Here is a 21,452-nt window from a genome sequence, read left to right as displayed (position 1 = left end):
GCTTCGGACCCCGCGGACGTTAGGTTTCTCGCCAGCCACTTTGTGCCGTTCCCAAGGTCTAGGGGCGCGCTTCCGCTTTCGCCAGAGCCTTGTCAGCAATCTGGTCGGTGCGGCCGCGACGTCGCGCGGTGTGACCGATAACCCCCACCATCAGCATAACTACGCCGATGACGAGGAATTGTCCGGAGAACGCTGAAGATTCCAAGAAATAGGACAGGTTCCTGAAGGCGATAATGGTCGATTCTGACAACCACGTCAACGTCGGACCCGCGAGTTCCTGCATCAAAAACGGTGCCGCCACGAAGGCGAGGCCGATAGCGGTGAGGAGAATTCCCCCGACAAACATCCCCAGGGAGGACAGTCGCACCGCGAGCCCCACCACTACGAGTAGAGCGAGTCCCAAACCGAGATAGACCAGGCCTTCCACGGAGTAGGCGCCTTGTTCCCAGGCGGAGTTGGCGCCCCCGTAGAGCATCCCGCTGGCGTGTTTCAAGAAAGCCCACGCGAAAGGCAGCGCGAGCAGGGACAACACCAGGGAGGCCGCGTGTGCGCCGGCGCGAGAAATCTTGGCGGGCTTGATGGAGGCTCCGGCGAGGACGGTAGCTTCGTTGAGAGACTGGTCATCGTTACCGAGGAGTTGGGCTTGGCGCGGTTGCCACTGGGGTTCAGCATCCTGGGCGTCTACGGGCTTCACCGGCGCGTGAGTTTCGGTGGTTTCTCCGCCGAGTAAGGATTTCCGCCGCACGACCGTAGTCTCTAATTCGCTGTTTTCTTCGGGCTGAGTAGTTGACGTGGTTGACGTTTCTGACAGGTAGGGGGTGGGCGAGGATTCGGCAACTGTGGGCGTCACGGTGTCGGTGGTTTCAGCAAGGGCCGGCTCGGGTTCAACAGTCGCCGTTTCCGGTTCAGCAAGGGCCGGTTCGGGTTCCGCCTTGTTCTCCACGAGAGCAGTTTGCTCGGAAGAAACCACCTTGGCGCGCGGAGTATCGTCGGTTTCACTCAAGAACGTGGTCCACGCCTGGGTGGAGGTGTCTTCCATGGCGGACTGGTTCGCTGGCTCCGTAGGAGCGCCGGCTTCCGGGGCTTCTGGGGTTTCCGGAGTTTCTGGGGTTTCTGGGGCAACGGGCTCCAGATATTGGTTGTCTGCTGCGGGCGTTGCTGGGTCGGCCGCTACCGCTGGATTTTCGGAAGTACCGGAGGAGTTTTGGGCCTCTTGGCGCAGGTAATCAGGCAAATCCTGGGGCTGATTTTCGTTCTCGTTCACGGGTTTCTCCTGTCGTCAGTCTCCCCCTAAATTAACCCAGGACTGTGAAATTTCTCACTTCCCCCGCCGTGGTCACCAAATTTTTTGATGAAAAGTCGCTAAAACATGAGGATGATGGAGACCAAGACGATTTTGAGGACGATTCCCAAGGCGAAAATCGTGACGTAGCCCGCCTCGATTCTTTCGTCGAAAACTCGCGACTGGGCGAAAGTGAGCAGGGCGGGTTGCCCCAAAATTCCCGCCATGGCTCCGGCACTGCGCGGCGCGGACAGTCCCAAGAGTTTTCCGGCGAGCCCCATCACCAGCAACGTGACGATTGCCACCCCAACCCCGAGGATAATCGCCCGAGCTCCCAAGGGTGTGGGCGCGGTTTTCATGAAGGCCGGACCGGATGTGATGCCCACCGCGGCGAGGAATAACAGCAGGCCCAACTGCCTCAAAGTGAGATTGGTGCCTTGGGGAAGTTGCCACACAAGCGGCCCGCTACGTTGCAGATACCCGAGAATCATTCCCACCACGAGAGGACCTGCGGCAGACCCGAGACTGAAGGTGGAACCGCCCGGCAAGGAGAAACTCACCATCCCCAGCAGCACCCCCATCGTGATGCCGAGACCCAGCGCGACCGCATCTACCTGGGCCACGCGAGTCGGGGAGTTGCCGAAGTAGTCAGCAATCCCCAGTTCTTCTTCTCTCGGAAAAGCCACAAAGAGCCGGTCCCCCACCTCCACCGTCTTGTCGTCTCCCGCCAAGATTTCCATGTCCCCGCGCCGAATCCGCGTCGCCACGGCTCCAAAGCGCGAAGCTAGGCTGAGTTCCGCGATGGTTTTCCCTGCAAACACGGGACGCGAAACTATGAAAGAGCGGAACTGCACAATCGAGCGGTCATCGGCGAGGTTCTCGTGAAGTCGCGAGCCGATGGCCTTTACTGCCCTCTCGACGTCTTCGGGCAACCCGACCACCACCACTTCGTCCGATTTTTGGAGGATTTGCCCCGGGGCCACCACCCGCGTCGTATCGCCCGAACGAAGATAGGACATCCTAATCTTTTGTTCCTGCCAGCCGGGAACTTCTCGCACATTGATGTCCTTATCAGCCACTGCGGTCACGGCGCGCAGGCTCTGGCCGGAAAGCGCCGGGGTGTCGTTTTTCCCCGGCCACTGGCGAGAAACAAAGAGCGCCACCATGATCAGCCCCACCACAACTCCCGCGGGATAGCCCAGGGAATAGCCGACAGCAGGCGTGTTGTTGCCGGTGATGTCGGTGGCTGCCGCCAGGGCGGGAGTGGTGGTGAGAGAGCCAGCAAACACCCCCACGCTGAGCTGGGTTTTCAGCCCCAGGAAAGCGCCTCCCACAATAGTTACCGCCACGGCCGCCAGGAGGGCGATGAGGCTCGATAGCATGAGCTTGTACTGGCTCTTGATATCACTGAAAAACGTTTGACCAGCGCTTAGACCTACGCAGTAGACGAAAAGTGCCAAGCCGAGTTGTTGAATCAGTGCCAGCTGCGCCCCGAGTTCGGGGACGAAGTAACCCACCACCAAACCCACGAAGAGCGCGCCCGCCGCGCCCAGGCGCAGTGACCCGAGCGGAATCGAGCCGAGTACCGCTCCGAGCGCCACTACCAAGAAGACGCTCATCAGGGGAGAGGCAGAAAAAAGTTCAATCATTTAGGTCCTTGTTGAAATTGCGAGTGCGAGTTGGAACGCTGTAAGTAATTCAAATCAAGCCCGCGGCGGCATAGTCTGCGAGTTGGTCTCGTTTTCCGGCTTGGCGACACCAGTAAAGGGTCAAGCCGCAGGCCACGAGAACAAATCCGAAAGCCGTGAGTGGCCCCCCGGAGACGTGCATCGAGGCGGTGAGACGCTCGGAGAGGAACTGCACCAGGTGTTCGGCCCAACCGGAGGTGGAAACTTCCCCAATGGTCAAGATGATCCCCGGAATAATCCCGCAAAGAATCCCCGCAACAATGAGCCCCGCGGCCGATTTCGAGCCGGCGTAAACCGCGATGAATAGGAGGATTATCCCGAGTATCGGGAGACCGTACTGGGCCACGGGCGGCAGGTTGCTGATGTGTCCCGCCGCGCCCGTGATGACCGCGAGGCGGTCGTGGAGGGGAATCAGGGCGAGCATCCCGCCGGTGGTACCCAGAATGGCCACGATGATGGAAAGGAAATGGTCACGGAAACGGGAGCGGGGAACTACGGGTTCACCAGGTTGTTTATCGACCGTTTCCATCGCCAAGCGCTCGCGCATCGTGGCGTCTCGTCCGGAAATATAGGCGATTTGGGAAGCCAGGGAGGCGCCGACCATGACAATCGCCATGGTCGGGAACAGCCCTGAGGCGGTCAAGGTCGAAACGCCGGTCAGGAAATCCCACCAGAAGGAATACTGCGAAATGCCGGTCAATGTGTCATTGTGGGACGCCACCATGCCCCGAATCGGACCGGCGAAAACCGTCAATAGCACTGGCCACAGCGCGGAAACTGCCCAGGACAGGGAGGAATAGTAGCCAGTGATAACGCCGGTCAGCGAAAGGAGAGAGGTACCGGCGAGGATTTCAAACAGACCCAGAATAATCGGAGCCACCCCGCCACCAAAACTCGCGCCCATCATGGTTTTACAGCCCCAGATCAAGAAAATCAGGGCGATGGGGGCGATGATTAGGCCGGAGAATATCCCGATCAGGTTCGCCTTTAACGTTCCTGGAGGAGGCTTCGGAGCGGAGGTCGCGGCCGTTGGTTTTGACTGGTCGCGCAGGTGGAAGAGGGGAACGGCGAGTTTGGGTTTGGCCGGTTCCTTCTCAGTTTGGGTCTTTTTTTGGGTTGCAGGATCTGCGGTTTTGGCGGGGTTTAGATTCGGCAAGTCAGCCAGCGCAGGCTCAGGCGCGGCGGGTTTTTCGGGGGAGGTTACCGGCTTCGCCAGGGGTTTTACCGGCGGGGTTGGCGTGGGTTGTGTCACCAATGAGGGTGTCGTCGGGGGCTGAGTTGCCGTGGGCTGGGTTGCCACTGGCTGTTTTGTCGCGGGTTGTTTTGCCGCGGGTTGTTGACGAGCTTCTGGGAGATTTACTTGCCCCTGACCTGCGACAGCACCTTGTTGAAGTCGTTGTTCGCGAGCCTCACGCCGCGTGCGGCGCGACGGGAAAGCCCGACCCCCGGGTTTACCTGGGGGCGTGGCGGATGAGGGCGGGACTTCTGCGGACACATTCTCGATTGTATAACGGAGGGCAAAACTCCGCTTTGAAAATCCCTTAACTTCCGTCTCTAGACCGCGTTTTCGGTGACCATTTGCGGAAAAGAGAGTTTTCCACAGGTGCAAATTAAGGCCTGAATTCACATGGTAAAAATTTTTCGCTGGCGTAAAACTCGCGGGGTGAAAACACTTGAGCCATGACAAACTTTGTGACCCTGTTCTGTTTAGAAGATGAATCCGCGTGGAGGGAGAGACTCCGCCGGTTAGCGGCTCTGGCTGGCGTAAGCCCTGAGTTTCGGGAGTCTCCGGTTCCTCCGCGGGATATCGGCGCGACCGAGGGCTTAGCCAGTGTCAGGTCTGGCGGTTCTTCCGCTTCCGCGGCCGGAGGTGGTCTGGAACTCGGTGGAGATTATCCGCCGCCGCCCCCGAACTGGGTTCCACCCGCGGGTGGGCTGGGAACCGACTGGTTTGGCGGTTCACCAGGGACGACTTCGGAGAGTCTCGCGCTGACTTCTCCGCGAGCCGCGGCTTCGGCTCCGAGGGGTGCCGTGGTGGTGTCGCTTGCTGGAGACGGAATCGAGGCGGGATTGGTGCTCCCCCAAGACGAGGCGCAAGTCCTGAATTTGCTGACATCCCAGGGAGAAGAAGGCCTCCTCGTGGGGGTTCACGGGCTCGCCGCGGGGGTCAATTCCACCCTGGTAGCAGCCCTGTTAGCGGGGGCGATGTCGGAGGTTTTCGAGGAATCCCCGAGGGGAGACTGGGATGATGAGTTCGCTTTCGGGACCCCCGTAGCCCCTGGTGACCGCGGAGTTTGCCTCGTTGATTTTACGGGTTCCACCCTTCCGCTCAGTTCCTATCTCGCGCCGGTGAGCGGCAATAACTGCGATTGGCGAGACCTCGTCTCCCCGGGTTTGCCCGCTCCGGCGCGTTTGGCGGGGGGTTTGCCCCGCTGGGGTGAAGTGGCAGTTCTTAGCGGTTCGGGATTCTTAGAACGTCACCAACGTCCCCAAGCGGAGGCCGTCTTGCGGGGTTTGAGGCGGGCTTTTTCCCTTGTGATAGTAGATTTTGGGAGCGGTAAGAGCCTGGTGGATTGCCCCGAAGCCGCCGAGGTTTGGGTCGGTCACTCCGAGCGGGCCTCCGTCTTGGCTTGGGAAGATCTACCCCTACCGCTCGGTCCGCAGACGGCTCGGGAGGTGAATATTCACCTGGTGTGCCAACCTTTTGGTGGGCTTAGTGCGTATCAAGCCGGATTAGCAATGGAGCTAGCGCACCTGGATTATCCCGTGTTCTACCCCGGGAAACATCCCAAAGACGAAAAACTGTGGCAGCGAGAGGGGATCGTGTGGCCGCCAACTAAGCGGACGCACGCTGAGTATCTGCAGTGGGCTAAGGAGCTATGGAACGACCTGAATTGTGATGAAAAACAGTCGATTTTTCCTGCCAGTTATTTTGGGTTTCCCGCTATCTCGCCCTACGCGCCTGGACGTGAGCGAGAAACGGGGCTGGTGGCCTCATGAGCGTCTTAGAGATGCGTCGCGCCGTCGCGGCAGGTTCTGCCCCCGAGGAGGTTTTCTTGCTAGAGGCTCCGCCCTTCGCGACCACAGAGGAGCTAGCCGAGGGTGCGCGCGGGCTGCGGCAGTCCCTGGAGGGGATTGATGAGTCTCTAGGGTCACTATTGGCTCTGCCGGGGGTGACTGACGTGCTCGTCAATGGCCCCGATGAGGCTTGGATCGATGCCGGTCAGGGGCTTGAGCGGGTGGCGGATTTCCACCTCGGGACTCCTGCGGAAGTGCGGCAAGTGGCGGTGCGGATGGCGGCCTCCGCTCGCCAGCGCCTTGATGACGCCACTCCGATTGTGGATGCTACCATACCGTCCGGAGTCAGGTTACACGCAGTTTTACCGCCGCTGTCTGGAAGTTGCACCGTGATTTCGCTGCGGGTTCCGGCCCCGCTCGCGATGACTCTGGGTCAACTCGTGGCCTCGGGAATGTTGACCGAGACGATGGCTGGGGTTTTGCAACGGCTTGTGGAGAAAAAAGCGTCGGGGCTCATAACGGGGGCGACCGGCACCGGAAAGACAACTCTTTTGGCGTGCTTGCTGGGGTTGGTGAATCCTCACGAGCGGCTGATTTGTATCGAGGAGGTCTCCGAGCTGCGCCCCGACCATCCCCATGTGGTTCATCTTCAGGCTCGTCGCGACAATGTCCAAGGCGCCGGTGGGGTGTCACTTTCCGACCTGGTGAAAGCCGCTATGCGAATGCGACCCGACCGGCTCATTCTGGGCGAGGCACGCGGGGCTGAGGTTCGCGAAATGCTCTCGGCTTTGAACACGGGACACCGTGGAGGTTGGGCCACGATTCACGCCAATTCAGCCGTGGAAGTGCCGGCTCGTTTGGAGGCCCTGGGGGCTCTGGCGGGGATGAGTCGCGATGCGGTTTGTGCGCAATCTTTGCCTGCCTTCGAGGTGGTGGTGCACTTGCAGCGGTTCAAAGATCCGGCGAGCGGGCGGATGCGCCGCCAGGTGGTTCAGTTGGCGCGTTTGGTGCGTTCGTCTTCGGGCGAGCTGGCGGCCGAGGCGGTCTTGGAGATCTCCCCTGCGGGGAAGCTACGGACGCTGCCGGGGTGGGCGGAGTTCTCTTCTCGCTTCGGACTCGGGGATTTTGTTGAGTCCTCAGGCCAGTCGAGGAGGCGCCACTGATGACAGAGATTCAAGAGATTAGCTTAATTGTTGCCGTTGTCTTGCTCCTCGGCTCGGGGATTTTGGCTGGCATCGGCGCAAATGTCCGTAACAGCTCCGCACCTGCGGCCAGGACGGGGGACGCTTCGGGTCTTTTGGGCGAGGAGTCAGGGCCCCGAGGGGAACGGCGGAGACGCCGCAATGGGACGCACTCAGTCTCGGTCCGGAGCCCAAAATTGCGAGATCTGGATGTGGGGATGCTCTGCGCCGAGGTCGCGACCCGCCTCGAAGCCGGGGGAAGTATCGAGTCCTCCTGGGAGGCGAGTCTACGCCGGATTCATCCCGACCTCGATTTTGCCGAGATAGAAGTCTTCGCAGCCCATCCGCGGCCAACCCTGCGCGAAAAACTAAATCTTCTGTTGCCAGTCGTTGGCGCGGAGCAAAGTGCAAATCCCCTTCGCCACCTCCAGCATAAAGAAGCCACCGCGGCGGCTCTGCGCGGCATGATTATCGCCACCCGCGTCTCTGGCGAGGTGGGAGCTCCTTTGGCGGAGATTTTGACGCGGGTTGCTGACGGAATTTCTGGAAGTCTCGAGGCGGCGGCAAAACGGCACGCCGCCCAGGTCGGGCCGCGAGCCACCGCGAGGCTCTTGGGGGTTCTCCCGCTCGCAGCCATGTTGATGGCGTCTTTCGTGGGAGTGGATGTTTTCTCCATGGCCTTTTCCGGGGGATTGAACTCGGGGATTTTCGCGGTGGGAATCGGCTTGATGGCAGTGGGAAATCTCTGGTCAATGTGGATGATTCGGCGGGCTACCGGCGTTCCGGTGAAAGGGCTCGATCCGACGCTTGCCATGGATATTGTCGCTGCCTGCCAGGAAAACGGGGTGTCTTTGACCGCAACCCTGGAGGCAGTTGGCGAGGCGGCAGACGAACCAGAACTTGGTGTCGTGGCACGGATGCTGCTCCTGGGGGCGTCTTGGGAGGAGGCGTGGGCAGGAGCCAATCCGAAATGGCACGAAATGGCATCCATTCTGCAGCCCTCTTGGGAGGAGGGGGCTTCACCGGTGCCGTTGCTGATTCGGGGCGCTTCGCGGACCCGCGCCCACGAAACTCACGAAGCGGTCAATGCCGCAGAGAAGCTCGGGGTGCGCCTGGTGGTGCCGTTGGGGATTTGTTTACTGCCGGCGTTCTTTGCCCTCGGGATTGTGCCGGTAGTGGTCTCAACTATCGAAGGGCTATTGCAATGAATTCAAGCTTCCCTTGCTATCCGGCAAGGGTGGGTCGATCGGGAAGTCCGTTCGACAATTTAGGAGAAGGAGAAAATCATGGAAAAAATCAAGAAACTCGGCAAGGAGATGTCTTGGAAACTCAAAGCTGAGGAGGGAATGGCGACCGCTGAATACGCGATCGGTACTCTCGCAGCGGCGGCTTTTGCCGGTTTGCTGCTCATGATCATGAAGGGCGGGGAACTGAAAGAAGCGCTGCAGTCCCTTATCGAATCCGCCTTGCAGGTGTGATTTTGCGTCCTTCACGGGCGGGAAAGGTGGCGCGCGCTTCGCAGAGCCGTGACGGTTTGCGGACTCGTTTGGGTTCGGAGGCTGGCATGGTGACCGCGGAGCTCGCGCTGACCTTCCCGGCAGTGATTTTGGTTCTCGTCTCCCTGGCCTTGACCGGGGCAGCCGGCATGGCGCAAGTGCAGGTCAGCGCTTCTGCACGGGCGGCTTGTCGGGCGGTAGCAATCGGCGAGGACACGGGTGCAGCAGTCGCAGCTGGCGAGCGTTTACTCGGCCGCGGCGGTGTGGTGAGCGTGAGTTCCGGCGGAAAAGATGTCAGTTGCTCCGCAAGCCGCGATTTACCGGCAATGCTCGGGCTGCTCGGGATGAAGGCCCACTCTGAGGCGGTGATTCCCCGTGAGGACTCTTGGTGAAAACACACATGAAAGCGGTGATACCCCATGAAGACCCTCGGTGAACTGCGAGATTCGCGCGGATTTTCCGGTCGGCGACTGCGGGATTCTCGAAGCTGCGGAGACGTGAGATTCTGCGGTGACGTCCGCTTCCGCCCGACCGTGTCTCGAACCAGAAGGCCACTCCTCGGTTTTGACCGCGAAGAATTCTCCTGGAGGGAACACTTCGGAGAGGAGCGCGGGTCGGGAACGGTAATGGCGGTTGGGCTCATCCTCCTGGGGCTGTCCCTGATTCTCGGGGTGGCCCAAGTCGGGGTGGCTGCGGCTGGCTCGGCGGCGGCTCACTCCGCCTCAGATCTTGCCGCGATTGCGGGGGCAACCGACTTGCTGGCAGGGGGCAGTGGCTGCGGCAAAGCTCGCGAGTACGCGTCCAAAAACCAGGCAATCGTGACCTCCTGTCAAGTTAGTGGGTGGATGGTCACCGTGGAGGTGGTGAAACCCCTTGATTTCGGGCTCGTACGCGAGGCCCGCTCGACGTCTCGGGCTGGTCCCGAGTTCGCCGGATAGCGCAACAAAAGGGGACGGTTCCCTTTCGCTCCGTTTTCACTACGCGAAACGGTAACCGTCCCCGGGCGCTCCGCCGATAACACAAAATACATTTCTATCCCTAACTCTCACCAAAACGGGCTAGGGGAGTATTATTCCCTAATCTAGGGTCAGCAGGTCTTGGGTAAGCCCTTGCTGACTTGAGAAAACTTCAAAGGAGGTGAAATTTTTCCAGGTGTCGACTCATGCGATAATGAGGGTTTGTGAGCGAAACCGATAATGAGAAGAATTCGAACCCCCAAGCGACTTCGCCGGCTGCGGCTGCCACTGCGGAATCCCCTACCATTAGAGATTCCGCGCGGTCAACCGGACTAAAGCCCCTCGCGGACGCTGCCCCGCATACCGAGTTGAAACGCCGTCTTTCCAGCGCACAAATCGCCATGATTGGCCTGTCAGGTGCGCTCGGAACGGGGCTGTTCCTCGGTTCCGGATCGACAATTTCTTTTGCCGGCCCCGGAACCATCGTGTCCTATTTCCTCGCGGGAATGCTGGCATTGGCAGTCGTATGGGCACTGGCCGAGATTGTCTCGGTGTATCCCATCCCTGGAGGTCATGGGGCAGTAGCTGCGGTTTTCCTCGGCAAAGGTGGAGGCTACGTGGCGAGGTGGAATCTCGCCATCGAAATGCTCGTTGCCGTTGGTGCCGAAGTCACTGCCGCCGCAACCTACCTCCAACACTGGTTTCCCGGGCTCCCTATCGGTCTCGGAACCGTGCTATGTTCGCTGTTCATAGCGGCTTTGAACCTCGCGACCGTGCGTTTGTACGGGGTTGCAGAATACTGGTTCTCCATGTTTAAAGTCACGGCAATCGTGGTCTTCATCCTGATGGGATTGTCGATTCTGCTCTTCGGTTGGCCCGCCCATTCCGGACCGGTCGGTTTTGGAAACCTCGTTGAAAACGGCGGTTTCGCGCCTTTCGGGCTGGCAGGAATTCTCCTCGCAACCTGCATGGCTGTGTTCAGTTTCGGCGGGATTGAAAATGTTTCGATTGCTGCGGCCGAATCCGAAAACCCGCGCGAGGGAATTCCGCGCGCGGCCCGCACCATGATTTGGCGCCTGGTGTTCTTCTACATCCTCGCTATCGGCGTCATCCTCGCGCTCCAGGATTGGCGCGCCACGGTCGCGGCCTCCGGTCACGCCGAGGCTTCGCCTTTCGTGAAGGTGATGGACATGGTCGGAATTCCGGCAGCAGGTCACGTCATGAACGCAATCCTGCTTATCGCTGCGCTCTCCTCGGCAAACGGCTGCCTCTATTCGGGCTCGCGCATGATTCACTCGCTGGCTCTCGACAAGATGGCACCGGCTTTCGCGGCGCGCACCGGAGAGAACGGGGCCCCGCGCGGGGCAGTGGCGCTCGCCACCCTGTGTTTCGTGTTGGCATCCGTGCTGGCGATTGTGAGTCCCTCGCAGGCGTTCATGTATCTCTACGGCTGCGCCACCGTTGGCATCTTGGTGACCTGGGTCATCATCATGCTCACGCACCTAAAGTTCCGCCGCCACTACGATGCCTTGACCTCCGAGAGGCCTCCCGCGAAACTGTGGGGCTACCCGGTCGTGAACTGGGTCGTGATTGTGGCCTCGGTAGCGGTCTTCCTGGCGCTACCTTTGACCGGCATGGCAGTGGCTTGGATCGCGGGAATTCCCTACCTGATTGCCCTGGTGGCATCCTATTTCGTTCTGTCACGGGTGCGGAAACTTCCGGATCCGGCGCCTCTGACCTTGCAAATCTAGCGAGGAAAAGATTCAAAAAGACGTGCACGAATGAACATTGAAAAACCGTTTAGCGAGCCTAACAAAACAACAACACCCTCTGAACTGGGGAAACAGTTTTCTGTCTTCTTCGCTAATTCAGGTTCGGGTTGGTTCACCGTACACTCGTGCACGCATATCCCCCTCAATCCCGGCGAAGGCGCAGCGAGTTCGTGACGACGATAACGGAGCTCGCCGCCATAAAAGCCCCGGCCAGCATGGGGTTCAACGCCCCCGCAGCCGCCAAAGGAATGGCGATGATGTTGTAGCCGAAAGCCCAGCCCAGATTCTGTTTGATGTTTCGCAAAGTGGCGCGGGAAATCCTGATGGCCTGCGGAATGGCCTCGAGGCTAGGATTCACCAAGGTGATGTCCGCCGCCGAGACCGCCACATCGGTTCCCGTGGCGAGCGCGATTCCGAGATCGGACGCCGCCAAAGCCGCCGCGTCGTTGACTCCGTCGCCTACCATGGCCACAGTTTTGCCCTCATCTTGCAGGTCACGGATGGTCGCAACCTTGCCCTCCGGAGCGACCTCGGCGATGACCTTGTCGATGCCGATCTCCTGGGCCACGCGTCTAGCCGGAGCGGAACCGTCACCGGTCAACAACACCGGCTCGATTCCAGCGTTTTTCAGCTCGGCAACGACCTCCTTGGCCTCGGGTTTCGGTGCATCGCTCAGGACAAACACCGCAACAGCCGAAGCCGACGGGTCAGACCTCTCTGGCGAAGCCGGCGGGTCAGATCTCTCTGGCGAAGCCGACGGGTCAGACCTCTCTGGCGAAGTTGCACCAGCAACGCAGCCAGAAGGGTCTGACCCAAACGGCGTAGCCGAATTAACCCTGCTGGCTAGGCGATTATTCGTCCCCGATTGCTCCGTTGACGCTAGCAAAACTGCCGTCTTCCCCTGTGCGGCGGTCTCTTCAAGCGCTTCGGAAATCTCCGGCGGCACGCTCGCCCCCAGCTCGCCCTTAATCCAAGCGGGCTTCCCAATTGCCCACTTTTCGCCATCAACACTCCCCGTCGCACCTTTGCCAGGCAGCGCTATAAAGTCGCTGGCTGGGGTTACCGCGCTTTCGCCCACGATTGCCTTGGCTATTGGGTGTTCCGATCCCGCTTCGAGCGCGGCAGCGACCCCCCGGGCCCGCCCTTTGTCGAACTCGCCAGCAACCATGACGCTCTCGAGCGTCATGATGCCGGTCGTGAGAGTTCCGGTCTTGTCCAAGACGATGGTGTCAACCCCGCGGGTTTCCTCCAGCACCTGCGGCCCCTTCAACAAAATGCCCGCGCGGGAAGCTCGGGTTGAGCCCACCAAGAGCGATGTCGGCGTCGCGAGGCCGAGTGCGCAAGGGCAGGCGATGACGAGAACGGAAACTCCTGCGGTGAAGGCGGCCACAAAGGGCTGGCCGAGAATCAGCCAAACCCCAAAAGTGATGATTGCTAACGTGATTACGACCGGAACGAAAACCGCTGAAACCCGATCGGCTAGCCGCGCCACCGGCGCTTTTCCGGTCTGGGCGCGGGTGACGAGACGGGTAATCTGCGCAAGTTTCGTCTCCGCCCCGACCCGCGTTGCTTCGACGACGAGCGTCCCTTCCACGTTCGTGGTAGCGCCGGTCACTAAGTCGCCCACTGTTTTTTCGACTGGAACTGGCTCCCCGGTCAGCATGGATTCGTCCACGCTGGATGCACCGTCAAGGACGCGCCCATCGGTGGCAATCTTCTCGCCCGGGCGGATCCGAAACCGGTCTCCGACCACAAGTTCACCCACGTCAACCGTGGTTTCGACCCATTCGCCTTTCGGGCCGCGTTCAAGACGGGTCGCGGTTTTCGCGCCGAGATCCAGCAGCGCCCGCAAAGCAGAAGTCGCAGAGGACTTGGCCCGAGCCTCCAAATACCGACCGGTCAGCAAAAACACTGTAATCATCGCGGCGGTTTCGAAATAGATTTCCCCATGCGTGGGGGAATCTCCATGCGCTGCCGCGAGCGGATTTAGGGACATGTTCATAGTCATGCCTAAATCTCCGGCAGAGGTGAAAACCAGCGCCCACCAGGAGTAGAGCGTCGCGATGAGGACGCCGAGGGAAACTAGCGTGTCCATTGTGGTGGCTCTACCTCGAGCCGCGTGGAAGGCGGCGCGGTGGAACGGCCACGCGGCCCACACCACGACCGGTAGCGACAACACGCCGACGGCCCATTGCCAGCCAGCAAATTGCAGCGCGGGAACCATTGAAATCGCCATCACCGGAAGGCCGAAGATAACCGCTACTGCGAGGCGTTTCCCAAGGTCGCGGCGTCTTGCTACCGTCGTGTCTAGTGCGGGATCGTGGCTCTCAGGCGAAGCCGGCGGGTCAGACCTTCGCGAAGCCGACGGGTCAGACCTCTCTGGCGTAGCGAGCCTGCGAGCGGAGCCAGAAGGGTCTGACCCCAACGGCGTAGCCGTATCGGTTGAATTCGCTACTCCGTTGGGTCGCACCCTTTTGGCTACATTCCCTTCGGTCATTACGCCAAAGAGGTTCGACCCGCCGGTTCCGCTCAAATCCGAGCCACCGGCTCCGCTCCCTTCAAGCAAACTCGCGCCATAGCCGGCCTTCTCCACTGCCCCGATGAGGTCTTCTACCGGAACCTCGCGCGACAAAGTAACGGTCGCCGTCTCGAGCGGAAGATTCACGCTCGCCTCGACGCCGTCTAACTTGTTGAGCTTCTTTTCCACCCGCACCACGCAAGACGCGCAAGTCATCCCCGTTACCCGCAGGGTTACTTCGGGGAGTTCTCGGGGCGGAACTTGGAGAAAATTGTTTTGGCGCTCAGGCGCACCTAGCTCGCCTGGCTCACTCGGCCCACTCTGGCCACCCGAACCGCGCGGACCTTGCGACCCACTTGCTGAGTTCGGTTCGGTTAAATCCTTCAAATTCTCCGTATCAATCAACTCATCCAACTGGTAGTTTTCAAACTGTTTCCACCGAGCCTCCGGCGGAGACTCTCAACCGTTAGCGATTAATGGCCAAAACCGAGTAATCTCCAGCGTCTTGCACCGTTTCGGTCAAAACGTCGTCGGCAGGAATCGCGTCACCCGTGACGGTCGCCACCGCAGACTTTCCTTCGCCGCGCACGACTTCCACCTTGCTGATTCCGTCCAATTGAGAGAGATCCTCGGTGATGTGCTTGACGCACATTCCACAGGTGAGTCCGTCCAAATTCATCTTCAAAGTTGCCATAATCAGTCCTTTCTCTAGGCTCAGCGGGTTTCAATAAGTCGCGCCGCCTACTTAGGTAAGCCTATCTCTTATAACGCCAAACGAGCAGCACTTATTCCCCGTCAGACGCACACACTAATAGAAAGGGCCGCCCGGGCCTGGGTAGGCAGACGCAGGGAAACCCGGGTCCTATTTCAGTCTAAAAACCGCACCATATCCGCGGCGAGCCCGTGATAGTTCGCGGGGGTAAGCGCCTGGAGTCGCGTCATGACATCGGCGGGGAGCCCCAAACCGGCCACGAAATCGTGCATGACCTCGGCATCTACTTTCTGGCCTCGCGTGAGCGCCTTTAGGCGCTCGTAGGGATCCTCCATCCCCGGGACTCCCGCGATTCCCGCCACGCGCATCGTTTGCTGAATGGCCTCGCCGAGCACCTCCCAGTTCTCATCCAAATCCGCAGCCATCGCCTCGCGGTCCACTTTCAGACCCGCGAGTCCGCGCCGGAGGTTATCAATCGCGAGGAGCGAGTGGCCAAAGGCCGTCCCGATATTGCGCTGGGTAGTGGAATCGGTCAGATCACGCTGCATTCGGGTTGTGACGAGGGTTTCTTCGAGAACCCCAAAGAGGCCCGAAGATATCTCCAAGTTGGCTTCGGCGTTCTCGAAGCGAATCGGATTGATTTTGTGGGGCATAGTTGATGAACCGGTCGAGCCCTGGGCCGCGAGATCCTGGGCAAAATAGCGCATAGAAATGTAGGTCCAGCAATCGGTGGCAAGGTTGTGGGCTATCCGGTTGAAATGCGTCACACTCGCATAGAGTTCGGCCTGGTAGTCGTGTGATTCAATCTGGGTTGTGAGCGGATTCCAGGTGAGGCCGAGCCTCTCCTCGACGAAGTCGCGCGACAATGTCGGCCAGTCGGCGCCTGGAACCGCCACCGTGTGGGCCGCGAAATTCCCCGTCGCACCGTTGATTTTTCCGAGATATTCCTGGGATTCCACGTGCTTTAGCTGGCGCGACATACGCCAAGCGAAAACGGCAAGTTCGTGTCCGAGAGTCGTCGGGGTGGCGGGCTGGCCGTGGGTGTGGGCAAGCATGGGAACCTCGGCGTTTTCGCGGGCGAGTCCAGCAAGTTGCTCTTGCAAAGCGCGCGCCGCGGGAAGCCAGACCCGCTCCACACCGTGCTTGAGCAAAATCGCGTAGGAGAGATTGTTGATGTCTTCCGAAGTACAGAAGATGTGGACGATTTCTTTCACCCGCGGAAGATCGGACGTGCCGCCAAGTTTGGCCGGCGCGGCCTCCAGAGCGGATTTCAGGAGATACTCCACGGCTTTCACGTCGTGTTTCGTTTTGGCTTCAGTCTTGGCAAGTTCGGCGATTTCATGGCCCCCAAATTCCGAGACCAGCCCGCGCAGATAGTCCTTTTCGGTGTCGGACAAACGCGGAGCTCCAGGAAGAACCTGCTGGTCAGTGAGCCAAATCAGCCACTCAATCTCGACAAATAAGCGCGCGCGGTTCAGGGCCGCTTCGGAAAACCAGTCCACCAGCGGGGCGACCACCCCGCGATAGCGCCCATCCAGGGAACCCAGTGCAATCGCTGGTTCCAACGCACCCAAATCGGTGTGTTTCTTCGGAAATTCAGTGGTCATCAATGGCTTCTTTCACTCGTTGTGGTCTCAAATTCATTCTACGCTAGGGGCCTTTTCCGGCTTCGCTTCCGCTGCAGCTTTGCAAGCAGCCGGCACGGCATCCAAAACTTGGTTCATCGCCGAGTCGTCTTGCCAAAGAGCCGCCGAGGTAAACCACGCCTCGAAAACCGAAGGCGCAATCATCACGCCCTGGCGGTGAAACTCCCAGAACATCGGGGCAAAACGCCAGGTCTCCTGGGCTTTTGCCCCAGCGTAATCCACAACCGGCGCCTCCGAGAAAAACACGGAAAAGAGCGATCCGGCCCTCCCGATGAAGTGCGGCACCCCCTCAGCGTTCAAGGCCGCATCCAGCGCTCCGGCAATCGTGTCCGCGGCCGCGTCTACTGCCGCGTAGACGGCCTCATCAGCAGCCGCCAGCGTCGCCAATCCTGCCGCGCAGCTCAAGGGATTTCCCGATAGGGTCCCCGCCTGGTAAACCGGCCCGAGCGGAGCTAACTGATCCATTAACTCGGCGCGTCCCCCGAGCGCCGCCAAGGGCATTCCTCCCCCGACGACTTTCCCGAAAGTGAATAAGTCCGGACTCCAGTCCGCTCCGAAGACAACACCCTCATTTTGAGCGGCGCGCCCGGTAGGGGGCTCGAAACCGAGTTTCAAGTTGGCTCGAGAGGTCGCTGCGGATTCCTCAATGGCCTGGTCTTTTGCTGAATCCTCCTGAGCCTCCCGCGGCCAGCGACCGGTAGACAACCCCCACCAGCCCGCGGGCGAAACCCGAAAACCGGTCAAGACCTCGTCTTGAATCATCAAGGCGCCGGACTCGTGGCAAAGCCTTGCAATCTCGGTCAAAAACTCTCCGCGCGGAGCGACTACGCCCATGTTCGCCGCCGCGCCCTCAACAATGACGCCGGCAATCTCTGCGCCTCGAGCGGCAAAACACTCCCGCAAGGCCGCCACGTCGTTGTAGGGCAGGACGATGGTAAGGGCGGCAACCCCCGCCGGAACCCCTGCTGAAGATGGCAAACCGCCGGTCGCCACGCCGGATCCGGCCTCGCTTAACAACCCGTCGGAGTGGCCGTGGTAGTTGCCGGCGAATTTCACGATGTAGTCCCGTCCGGTTGCCCCGCGAGCGAGGCGAATCGCGGTCATGGTGGCCTCGGTTCCGGTGGAAACAAAGCGGACTTTTTCGGCCAAGGGAACGCGGGCACGGACGGCTTCAGCAAGCGCAGTCTCGGCACTGGTAGGCGCCCCGAAGGACAAACCGCGCGCGGCTGCCTCCTGCACGGCTTCGACCACGCGGGCATCGGCGTGACCGAGCAGCATCGGCCCCCAGGAACATACCAGGTCAACAAACTCCCGCCCCTCGGCGTCCCACAGTCGGGCGCCCTTGGCGTGGTCAATAAATGACGGGGTCCCACCTACTGAACCGTAGGCTCGCACCGGAGAATCTACTCCGCCGGGGATTACCGCTTGGGCGTTCCGAAACAATTCCGCATTAGTGCTCATCAACAACTCCTTTTTATGCCAATCCCTCGGCGGCCTCTAAAGCGTAATACGTCAAAACAAGGTCCGCCCCGGCGCGAACAATAGAGGTCAGGGACTCGTCAATCACCCGCGCGCGGTCAATCCAGCCATTCGCCGCCGCGGCCTCAATCATCGCGTATTCCCCTGACACTTGGTAGGCCGCGACCGGAACGGGCGATTCCGCGGCCACGTCCGCCAACACGTCCAAATAAAGAGAGGCGGGTTTCACCATGACGATATCCGCGCCTTCATCGAGGTCAAGCAGGGTTTCCCGCATTCCTTCGCGGCGATTGGCGGGGTCTTGCTGGTACGTCCGCCGATCCCCGACTAAAGAGCTTCCGACAGCGTCGCGGAAAGGTCCAAACAAACCCGAGGCGTATTTCGCGGAGTAAGCCATAATCGCCACGTCTTCGAATCCGGAGTCATCAAGGGCCATCCGGATTGCTCTGACCTGGCCATCCATCATTCCGCTCGGCGCCACGACCGTAGCTCCGGCCCGTGCTTGTGAAACTGCAGTCGCCGCATAGCACGACACGGCCCAATCATTGTCGACGCTGCCGTCGTCTCGCAAAGGCCCGCAATGTCCATGCGAAGTTGTCTCATCGAGGCAGGTGTCGGACATGACCACAAGCTCGTCGCCGACCGCTTCGGCCAAAGCTGAAATCCCACGGTTTTGAATGCCGGCGGCGTCCCAGGCAGCCGAGCCGGTGAAGTCTTTGTCCTCGTCGCGAGGCACCCCGAAAACAATCATGGCGCCAACTCCGGCGTCCACGCAGCGCTTGCCAAGTTCCGCCAAAGACTCGGGAGTGTGTTGGAATTGTCCCGGCATGGAGGGAATCTCCACCGGCGAGGAAATCCCGTCACGAACAAATACCGGCAAAACAAGCTGTTCAGGCGACCAGCGGGTTTCCGCCACGAGCCGTCGCATCGCCGCGGACCTACGCAAACGGCGCGGTCGAATCACCGGCGTCGCTTCCAAAGCGAGCTTTCGCGCCGGCTCGACTTTGCCGTTTTCCCCCAGCGGCTCCCAACCGGTTACGCTAATCTCGACCGGAGTAAAATCCCCGCGGCCAGCAACGTCGCCGTGGGAATGTCCGCAACCGCAGCCGCAGGTCTCCGTCGCCGCCTCAGTCGGAGGCGCGGGTGGCGGGGTTAGAGGCGCGTCTCCCGGTCCGCTCTTGGTGACTCCCAAATTTCCTGCCTGTGGCAAACCCATCTTGACTCCTTACTCGCTAAAACCGGATGGCCCTTGTTGACCCCGCAAACCGCTAAAACCTCTCAAACCACTGAAACCACTGGGAAAACTATGACTCCAAAGACTTCATGACCTCGTCGTATGCCGCCATAACCCCTTCGGTGTCGGTGGTTTCGCAAACCGTGGCAGCCGGCCAGCCCAACTCGCTTAAAACCTTCGCGCTGGATTTCCCGAACGCGATCGGCACCGGCCACAGTTTCACGCCGGTCTGGGTGAACATGCGGTGCGCCGCCTGGGCCACGGAACCGGCGGTGATGAGGACAAAGGTAGGCTCCCCAATCGCCAGCGCCTCGGCCCATTCCAGCGGCAACTCGGGCAAAGCCACCGACTCGTAGAGTTTCAACCGCTCCACGTCATAGCCCAGACGATTGAGCCCCTCTGCCAGCGTCGGCGCCGCCCCCACGGCCCCTGGCAAAAGCACATTGCCGGAACCACGCGGGAAAACTTCCACGAGAGAGGCCGCGCTAGCCGGATCGGGGCCGACCAAATCCACGTGACCGCCGCGATTCTCAAGCGACTGCGCCGTTGCGGACCCGACGGCTGCGACCTGGACTTCCCTAAACAGGTCGGCGAGATCGTAATGTTCATCCAGAAAAGCCGCGGTCGCCACGCTCGAGATGACAACCCAGGTGTACTCCCCGTCTTGGAGCCGCTGCATCGGGTCGAACCAGTCCTCGGAAGGTGTCGGACGTTTTTCCGTCACGGGCGCACACACGACCGGAAGCCCCGCTTCGGCTAGTTCGCTTGCCAAAATGTCGCTCGGAACGCGCGGCACCAGCAATTTTGGTTTCATTATTCTCCCCACAAATCTTTCGCGACCCTCTCAGCCGCCGGGTTTTCGTTGTTTTCCTTGTTTTCGTTCGGGTTCAGCAAGGGGCTGGCGGGTGTCGCGGATTCAGCAAGGGATGTCGGCGATTGCTCGCGGTTTGCTGACGTTTCTCCGGCTTGGCCGGGCGCGCCTGATTTGCTGGCTTTGAGATCAACAATCTCCCCCGCCCCTTGCTCCAACATTTCCTGGGCCAAATCCACGCCGAGCTGTTCAGCGGCCGCCAAAGCAAACTCCCGCTGGTCGCGCGCCGCGCCCAGCAGGACAGTGGTTTCCCCACTCACCTCCACGGTTTGCCCCGCGTCTCCGACGACTCGCGCCGTGAGATCCAGGCGACCCGCCGGCGTTTCCGGATGGGCGTTTCCCCAGGTCAGCTTGGCTCGCACCCCGAGCGGTGCGGCGCAACCAGCCTCCAGATAGCGCAGCAGGGCCCGCTCCGCGCTCACTTCGAGGCGACTCGGCTCATCATCAACTATTCGGAGCGTTTGCGCCAAGATTCTAGCTTCGTCTCGTTCCAGAGTTTCCGCCACGCACTCCAGGGCGAGCGCACCCTGCCCGCCGGCGGGAAGCACGACTTCCGAGAGAGTATCGGTGGCGACAGCTTCGACTCCGAGCCGGCGCAGTCCCGCGCGGGCGAGGATGACACCGTCGAGATCCTCCTTGGCTTTACCCTGGTCCAGACCCATTTGTGTGGCTCGCTCGCCGAGGCCTTTGACCCGCCCGAGACGGGTTGGAACATTGCCGCGAATATCTACCAGGTCAAGGTCCGGGCGCGCCAGCGCGACTTGGCGGGCGCGCCTTGGTGAACCGGTTCCGACCCGCGAGCCCGGTGGGAGGTCCGCGAGCGTGAGCCCGTCGCGGGCCACGAGGACATCGGCGGGATCCTCACGTGGCGGAATCGCCGCGACAGTAAGGCCGGGGACGGGGAGGGTCGGGAGATCCTTCAAAGAGTGAACAATGAGGTCGCACCGGCTTTCGAGCAGCGCCACCCGCAGGGCGGCGGCGAAAACCCCGCTCCCTCCAAGGCTCGACAGTGACGCGCGGTTGGTGTCGCCTTCGGTGGTGAAGGTTTTGATTTCGACTTTGAGGCCGCGTTGTTCGAGGTCGGCAGCGACTTGCTTCGTCTGGGTGAGGGCCAGTTTCGAGGATCGCGTCCCGATGACAAGCGGCCGCTCGGCGCTCCCAATCAATTGCATAACTCCTAGCTTAAGCCATTCTTTCGCCGATCCCGCATTTGTCCGTGTTTTTTCTCCCTAAAACTCCTCGATTCAAGCCGTCACCCCCGCGGGTTCCGCCACAAATCGCGAACCCAGGCGTGAATTTTCCGTTCTTCATGACATTTCCTTTCCAACCCTAATTCCGGGTTTTCACAAAAACGTCTACTTTTCGGGATCCAGGTCAACCGCGCTTGCGTGCGTGGACGGATTACGAGCGGGCTATTCCCGGTTGCACAATTGAGGGGTGTGTGGGCGCGTCCGTTCTGCGCGGCCAAAACCTCGACGCGGCTCTGCCTGCATACATCGCCAAACTGGGCGGTTCTGGCCTGGCCGTTGAAGCTACGCTAGGGTGTTCAAAGTAGCCCGTAGCGATGACTGGACACCGTTCCAAATTTTGCAGGACATT

Annotated in this window: 17 protein-coding genes; 7 read left to right on the top strand and 10 right to left on the bottom strand. The window is 60.5% G+C overall.

What is annotated here, in order from left to right; genetic code table 11:
* Positions 1–58: 58 nt before the first annotated feature.
* The 3 genes from FYJ63_RS02695 to FYJ63_RS02685 all read right to left on the bottom strand — a co-directional run bounded on the left by FYJ63_RS02695 (position 59) and on the right by FYJ63_RS02685 (position 4,465).
* Positions 59–1,264 carry a hypothetical protein gene (locus FYJ63_RS02695; RefSeq protein ID WP_277026254.1) on the bottom strand — a complete coding sequence of 402 codons (1,206 nt, stop codon included), beginning with the start codon at positions 1,262–1,264 and terminating at the stop codon, positions 59–61.
* Positions 1,265–1,362: 98 nt separating this feature from the next.
* Positions 1,363–2,931: an aspartate:alanine exchanger family transporter gene (locus FYJ63_RS02690; RefSeq protein ID WP_154543524.1), complete on the bottom strand. Its 1,569-nt coding sequence runs from the start codon at positions 2,929–2,931 to the stop codon at positions 1,363–1,365.
* 49 nt (positions 2,932–2,980) lie between these two features.
* Entirely contained in the window at positions 2,981–4,465 is a 1,485-nt protein-coding gene (locus FYJ63_RS02685) for a hypothetical protein (protein WP_229769881.1), read from the bottom strand.
* A gap of 185 nt (positions 4,466–4,650) precedes the next feature.
* Between FYJ63_RS02685 and FYJ63_RS02680 the strand changes: the two genes are divergently transcribed.
* The 7 genes from FYJ63_RS02680 to FYJ63_RS02650 all read left to right on the top strand — a co-directional run bounded on the left by FYJ63_RS02680 (position 4,651) and on the right by FYJ63_RS02650 (position 11,372).
* Entirely contained in the window at positions 4,651–5,970 is a 1,320-nt protein-coding gene (locus FYJ63_RS02680) for a CpaE/TadZ family protein (RefSeq protein ID WP_154543522.1), read from the top strand.
* Entirely contained in the window at positions 5,967–7,151 is a 1,185-nt protein-coding gene (locus FYJ63_RS02675; RefSeq protein ID WP_154543520.1) for a TadA family conjugal transfer-associated ATPase, read from the top strand. The genes FYJ63_RS02680 and FYJ63_RS02675 overlap by 4 nt, the downstream gene beginning before the upstream one ends.
* Positions 7,151–8,377: a type II secretion system F family protein gene (locus tag FYJ63_RS02670; RefSeq protein WP_154543518.1), complete on the top strand. Its 1,227-nt coding sequence runs from the start codon at positions 7,151–7,153 to the stop codon at positions 8,375–8,377. The genes FYJ63_RS02675 and FYJ63_RS02670 overlap by 1 nt, the downstream gene beginning before the upstream one ends.
* Positions 8,378–8,455: 78 nt before the next feature.
* Positions 8,456–8,647, top strand: a complete 192-nt coding sequence (locus FYJ63_RS02665) for a DUF4244 domain-containing protein (RefSeq protein ID WP_154543516.1) — start codon at positions 8,456–8,458, stop codon at positions 8,645–8,647.
* 26 nt (positions 8,648–8,673) lie between these two features.
* Positions 8,674–9,057 (top strand): TadE family type IV pilus minor pilin, encoded by a 384-nt coding sequence (locus tag FYJ63_RS02660; RefSeq protein ID WP_338106795.1) that lies wholly within the window; start codon positions 8,674–8,676, stop codon positions 9,055–9,057.
* Between the two features lie 27 nt (positions 9,058–9,084).
* Positions 9,085–9,603: an Rv3654c family TadE-like protein gene (locus FYJ63_RS02655; protein ID WP_154543514.1), complete on the top strand. Its 519-nt coding sequence runs from the start codon at positions 9,085–9,087 to the stop codon at positions 9,601–9,603.
* A gap of 419 nt (positions 9,604–10,022) precedes the next feature.
* Positions 10,023–11,372, top strand: coding sequence for an amino acid permease (locus FYJ63_RS02650; RefSeq protein WP_154543566.1), 1,350 nt, complete (start codon positions 10,023–10,025; stop codon positions 11,370–11,372).
* Positions 11,373–11,535: 163 nt separating this feature from the next.
* Here the strand turns inward: FYJ63_RS02650 and FYJ63_RS02645 are convergent, their stop codons facing one another.
* From FYJ63_RS02645 to hemC, 7 genes are all read right to left on the bottom strand, one after another.
* Positions 11,536–14,325: a heavy metal translocating P-type ATPase gene (locus FYJ63_RS02645; RefSeq protein ID WP_229769880.1), complete on the bottom strand. Its 2,790-nt coding sequence runs from the start codon at positions 14,323–14,325 to the stop codon at positions 11,536–11,538.
* Between the two features lie 52 nt (positions 14,326–14,377).
* Entirely contained in the window at positions 14,378–14,605 is a 228-nt protein-coding gene (locus FYJ63_RS02640) for a heavy-metal-associated domain-containing protein (protein WP_154543512.1), read from the bottom strand.
* Between the two features lie 173 nt (positions 14,606–14,778).
* On the bottom strand, positions 14,779–16,230 hold the full coding sequence (gene purB / locus FYJ63_RS02635) for an adenylosuccinate lyase (protein WP_154543510.1): 1,452 nt from the start codon (positions 16,228–16,230) through the stop codon (positions 14,779–14,781).
* A 33-nt stretch (positions 16,231–16,263) separates the two neighbouring features.
* Positions 16,264–17,730 (bottom strand): glutamate-1-semialdehyde 2,1-aminomutase, encoded by a 1,467-nt coding sequence (locus FYJ63_RS02630; protein ID WP_154543508.1) that lies wholly within the window; start codon positions 17,728–17,730, stop codon positions 16,264–16,266.
* A 13-nt stretch (positions 17,731–17,743) separates the two neighbouring features.
* Complete coding sequence (hemB, locus tag FYJ63_RS02625) at positions 17,744–18,964, bottom strand: porphobilinogen synthase (protein ID WP_154543506.1); 1,221 nt, start codon at positions 18,962–18,964, stop codon at positions 17,744–17,746.
* 88 nt (positions 18,965–19,052) lie between these two features.
* The gene (locus FYJ63_RS02620) at positions 19,053–19,796 is read right to left on the bottom strand and encodes a uroporphyrinogen-III synthase (protein WP_154543504.1); all 744 of its coding nucleotides are present in this window, start codon (positions 19,794–19,796) and stop codon (positions 19,053–19,055) included.
* Positions 19,796–21,025, bottom strand: a complete 1,230-nt coding sequence (gene hemC / locus FYJ63_RS02615; protein ID WP_154543502.1) for a hydroxymethylbilane synthase — start codon at positions 21,023–21,025, stop codon at positions 19,796–19,798. The genes FYJ63_RS02620 and hemC overlap by 1 nt, the downstream gene beginning before the upstream one ends.
* Positions 21,026–21,452 lie beyond the last annotated feature (427 nt).

This window comes from Mobiluncus porci, assembly GCF_009695935.1.
GTDB classification, from domain to species: domain Bacteria; phylum Actinomycetota; class Actinomycetes; order Actinomycetales; family Actinomycetaceae; genus Mobiluncus; species Mobiluncus porci.
The sequence above is the reverse complement of the archived record's forward strand: the minus strand, read 5'-3'. Positions and strand labels throughout refer to the sequence as shown.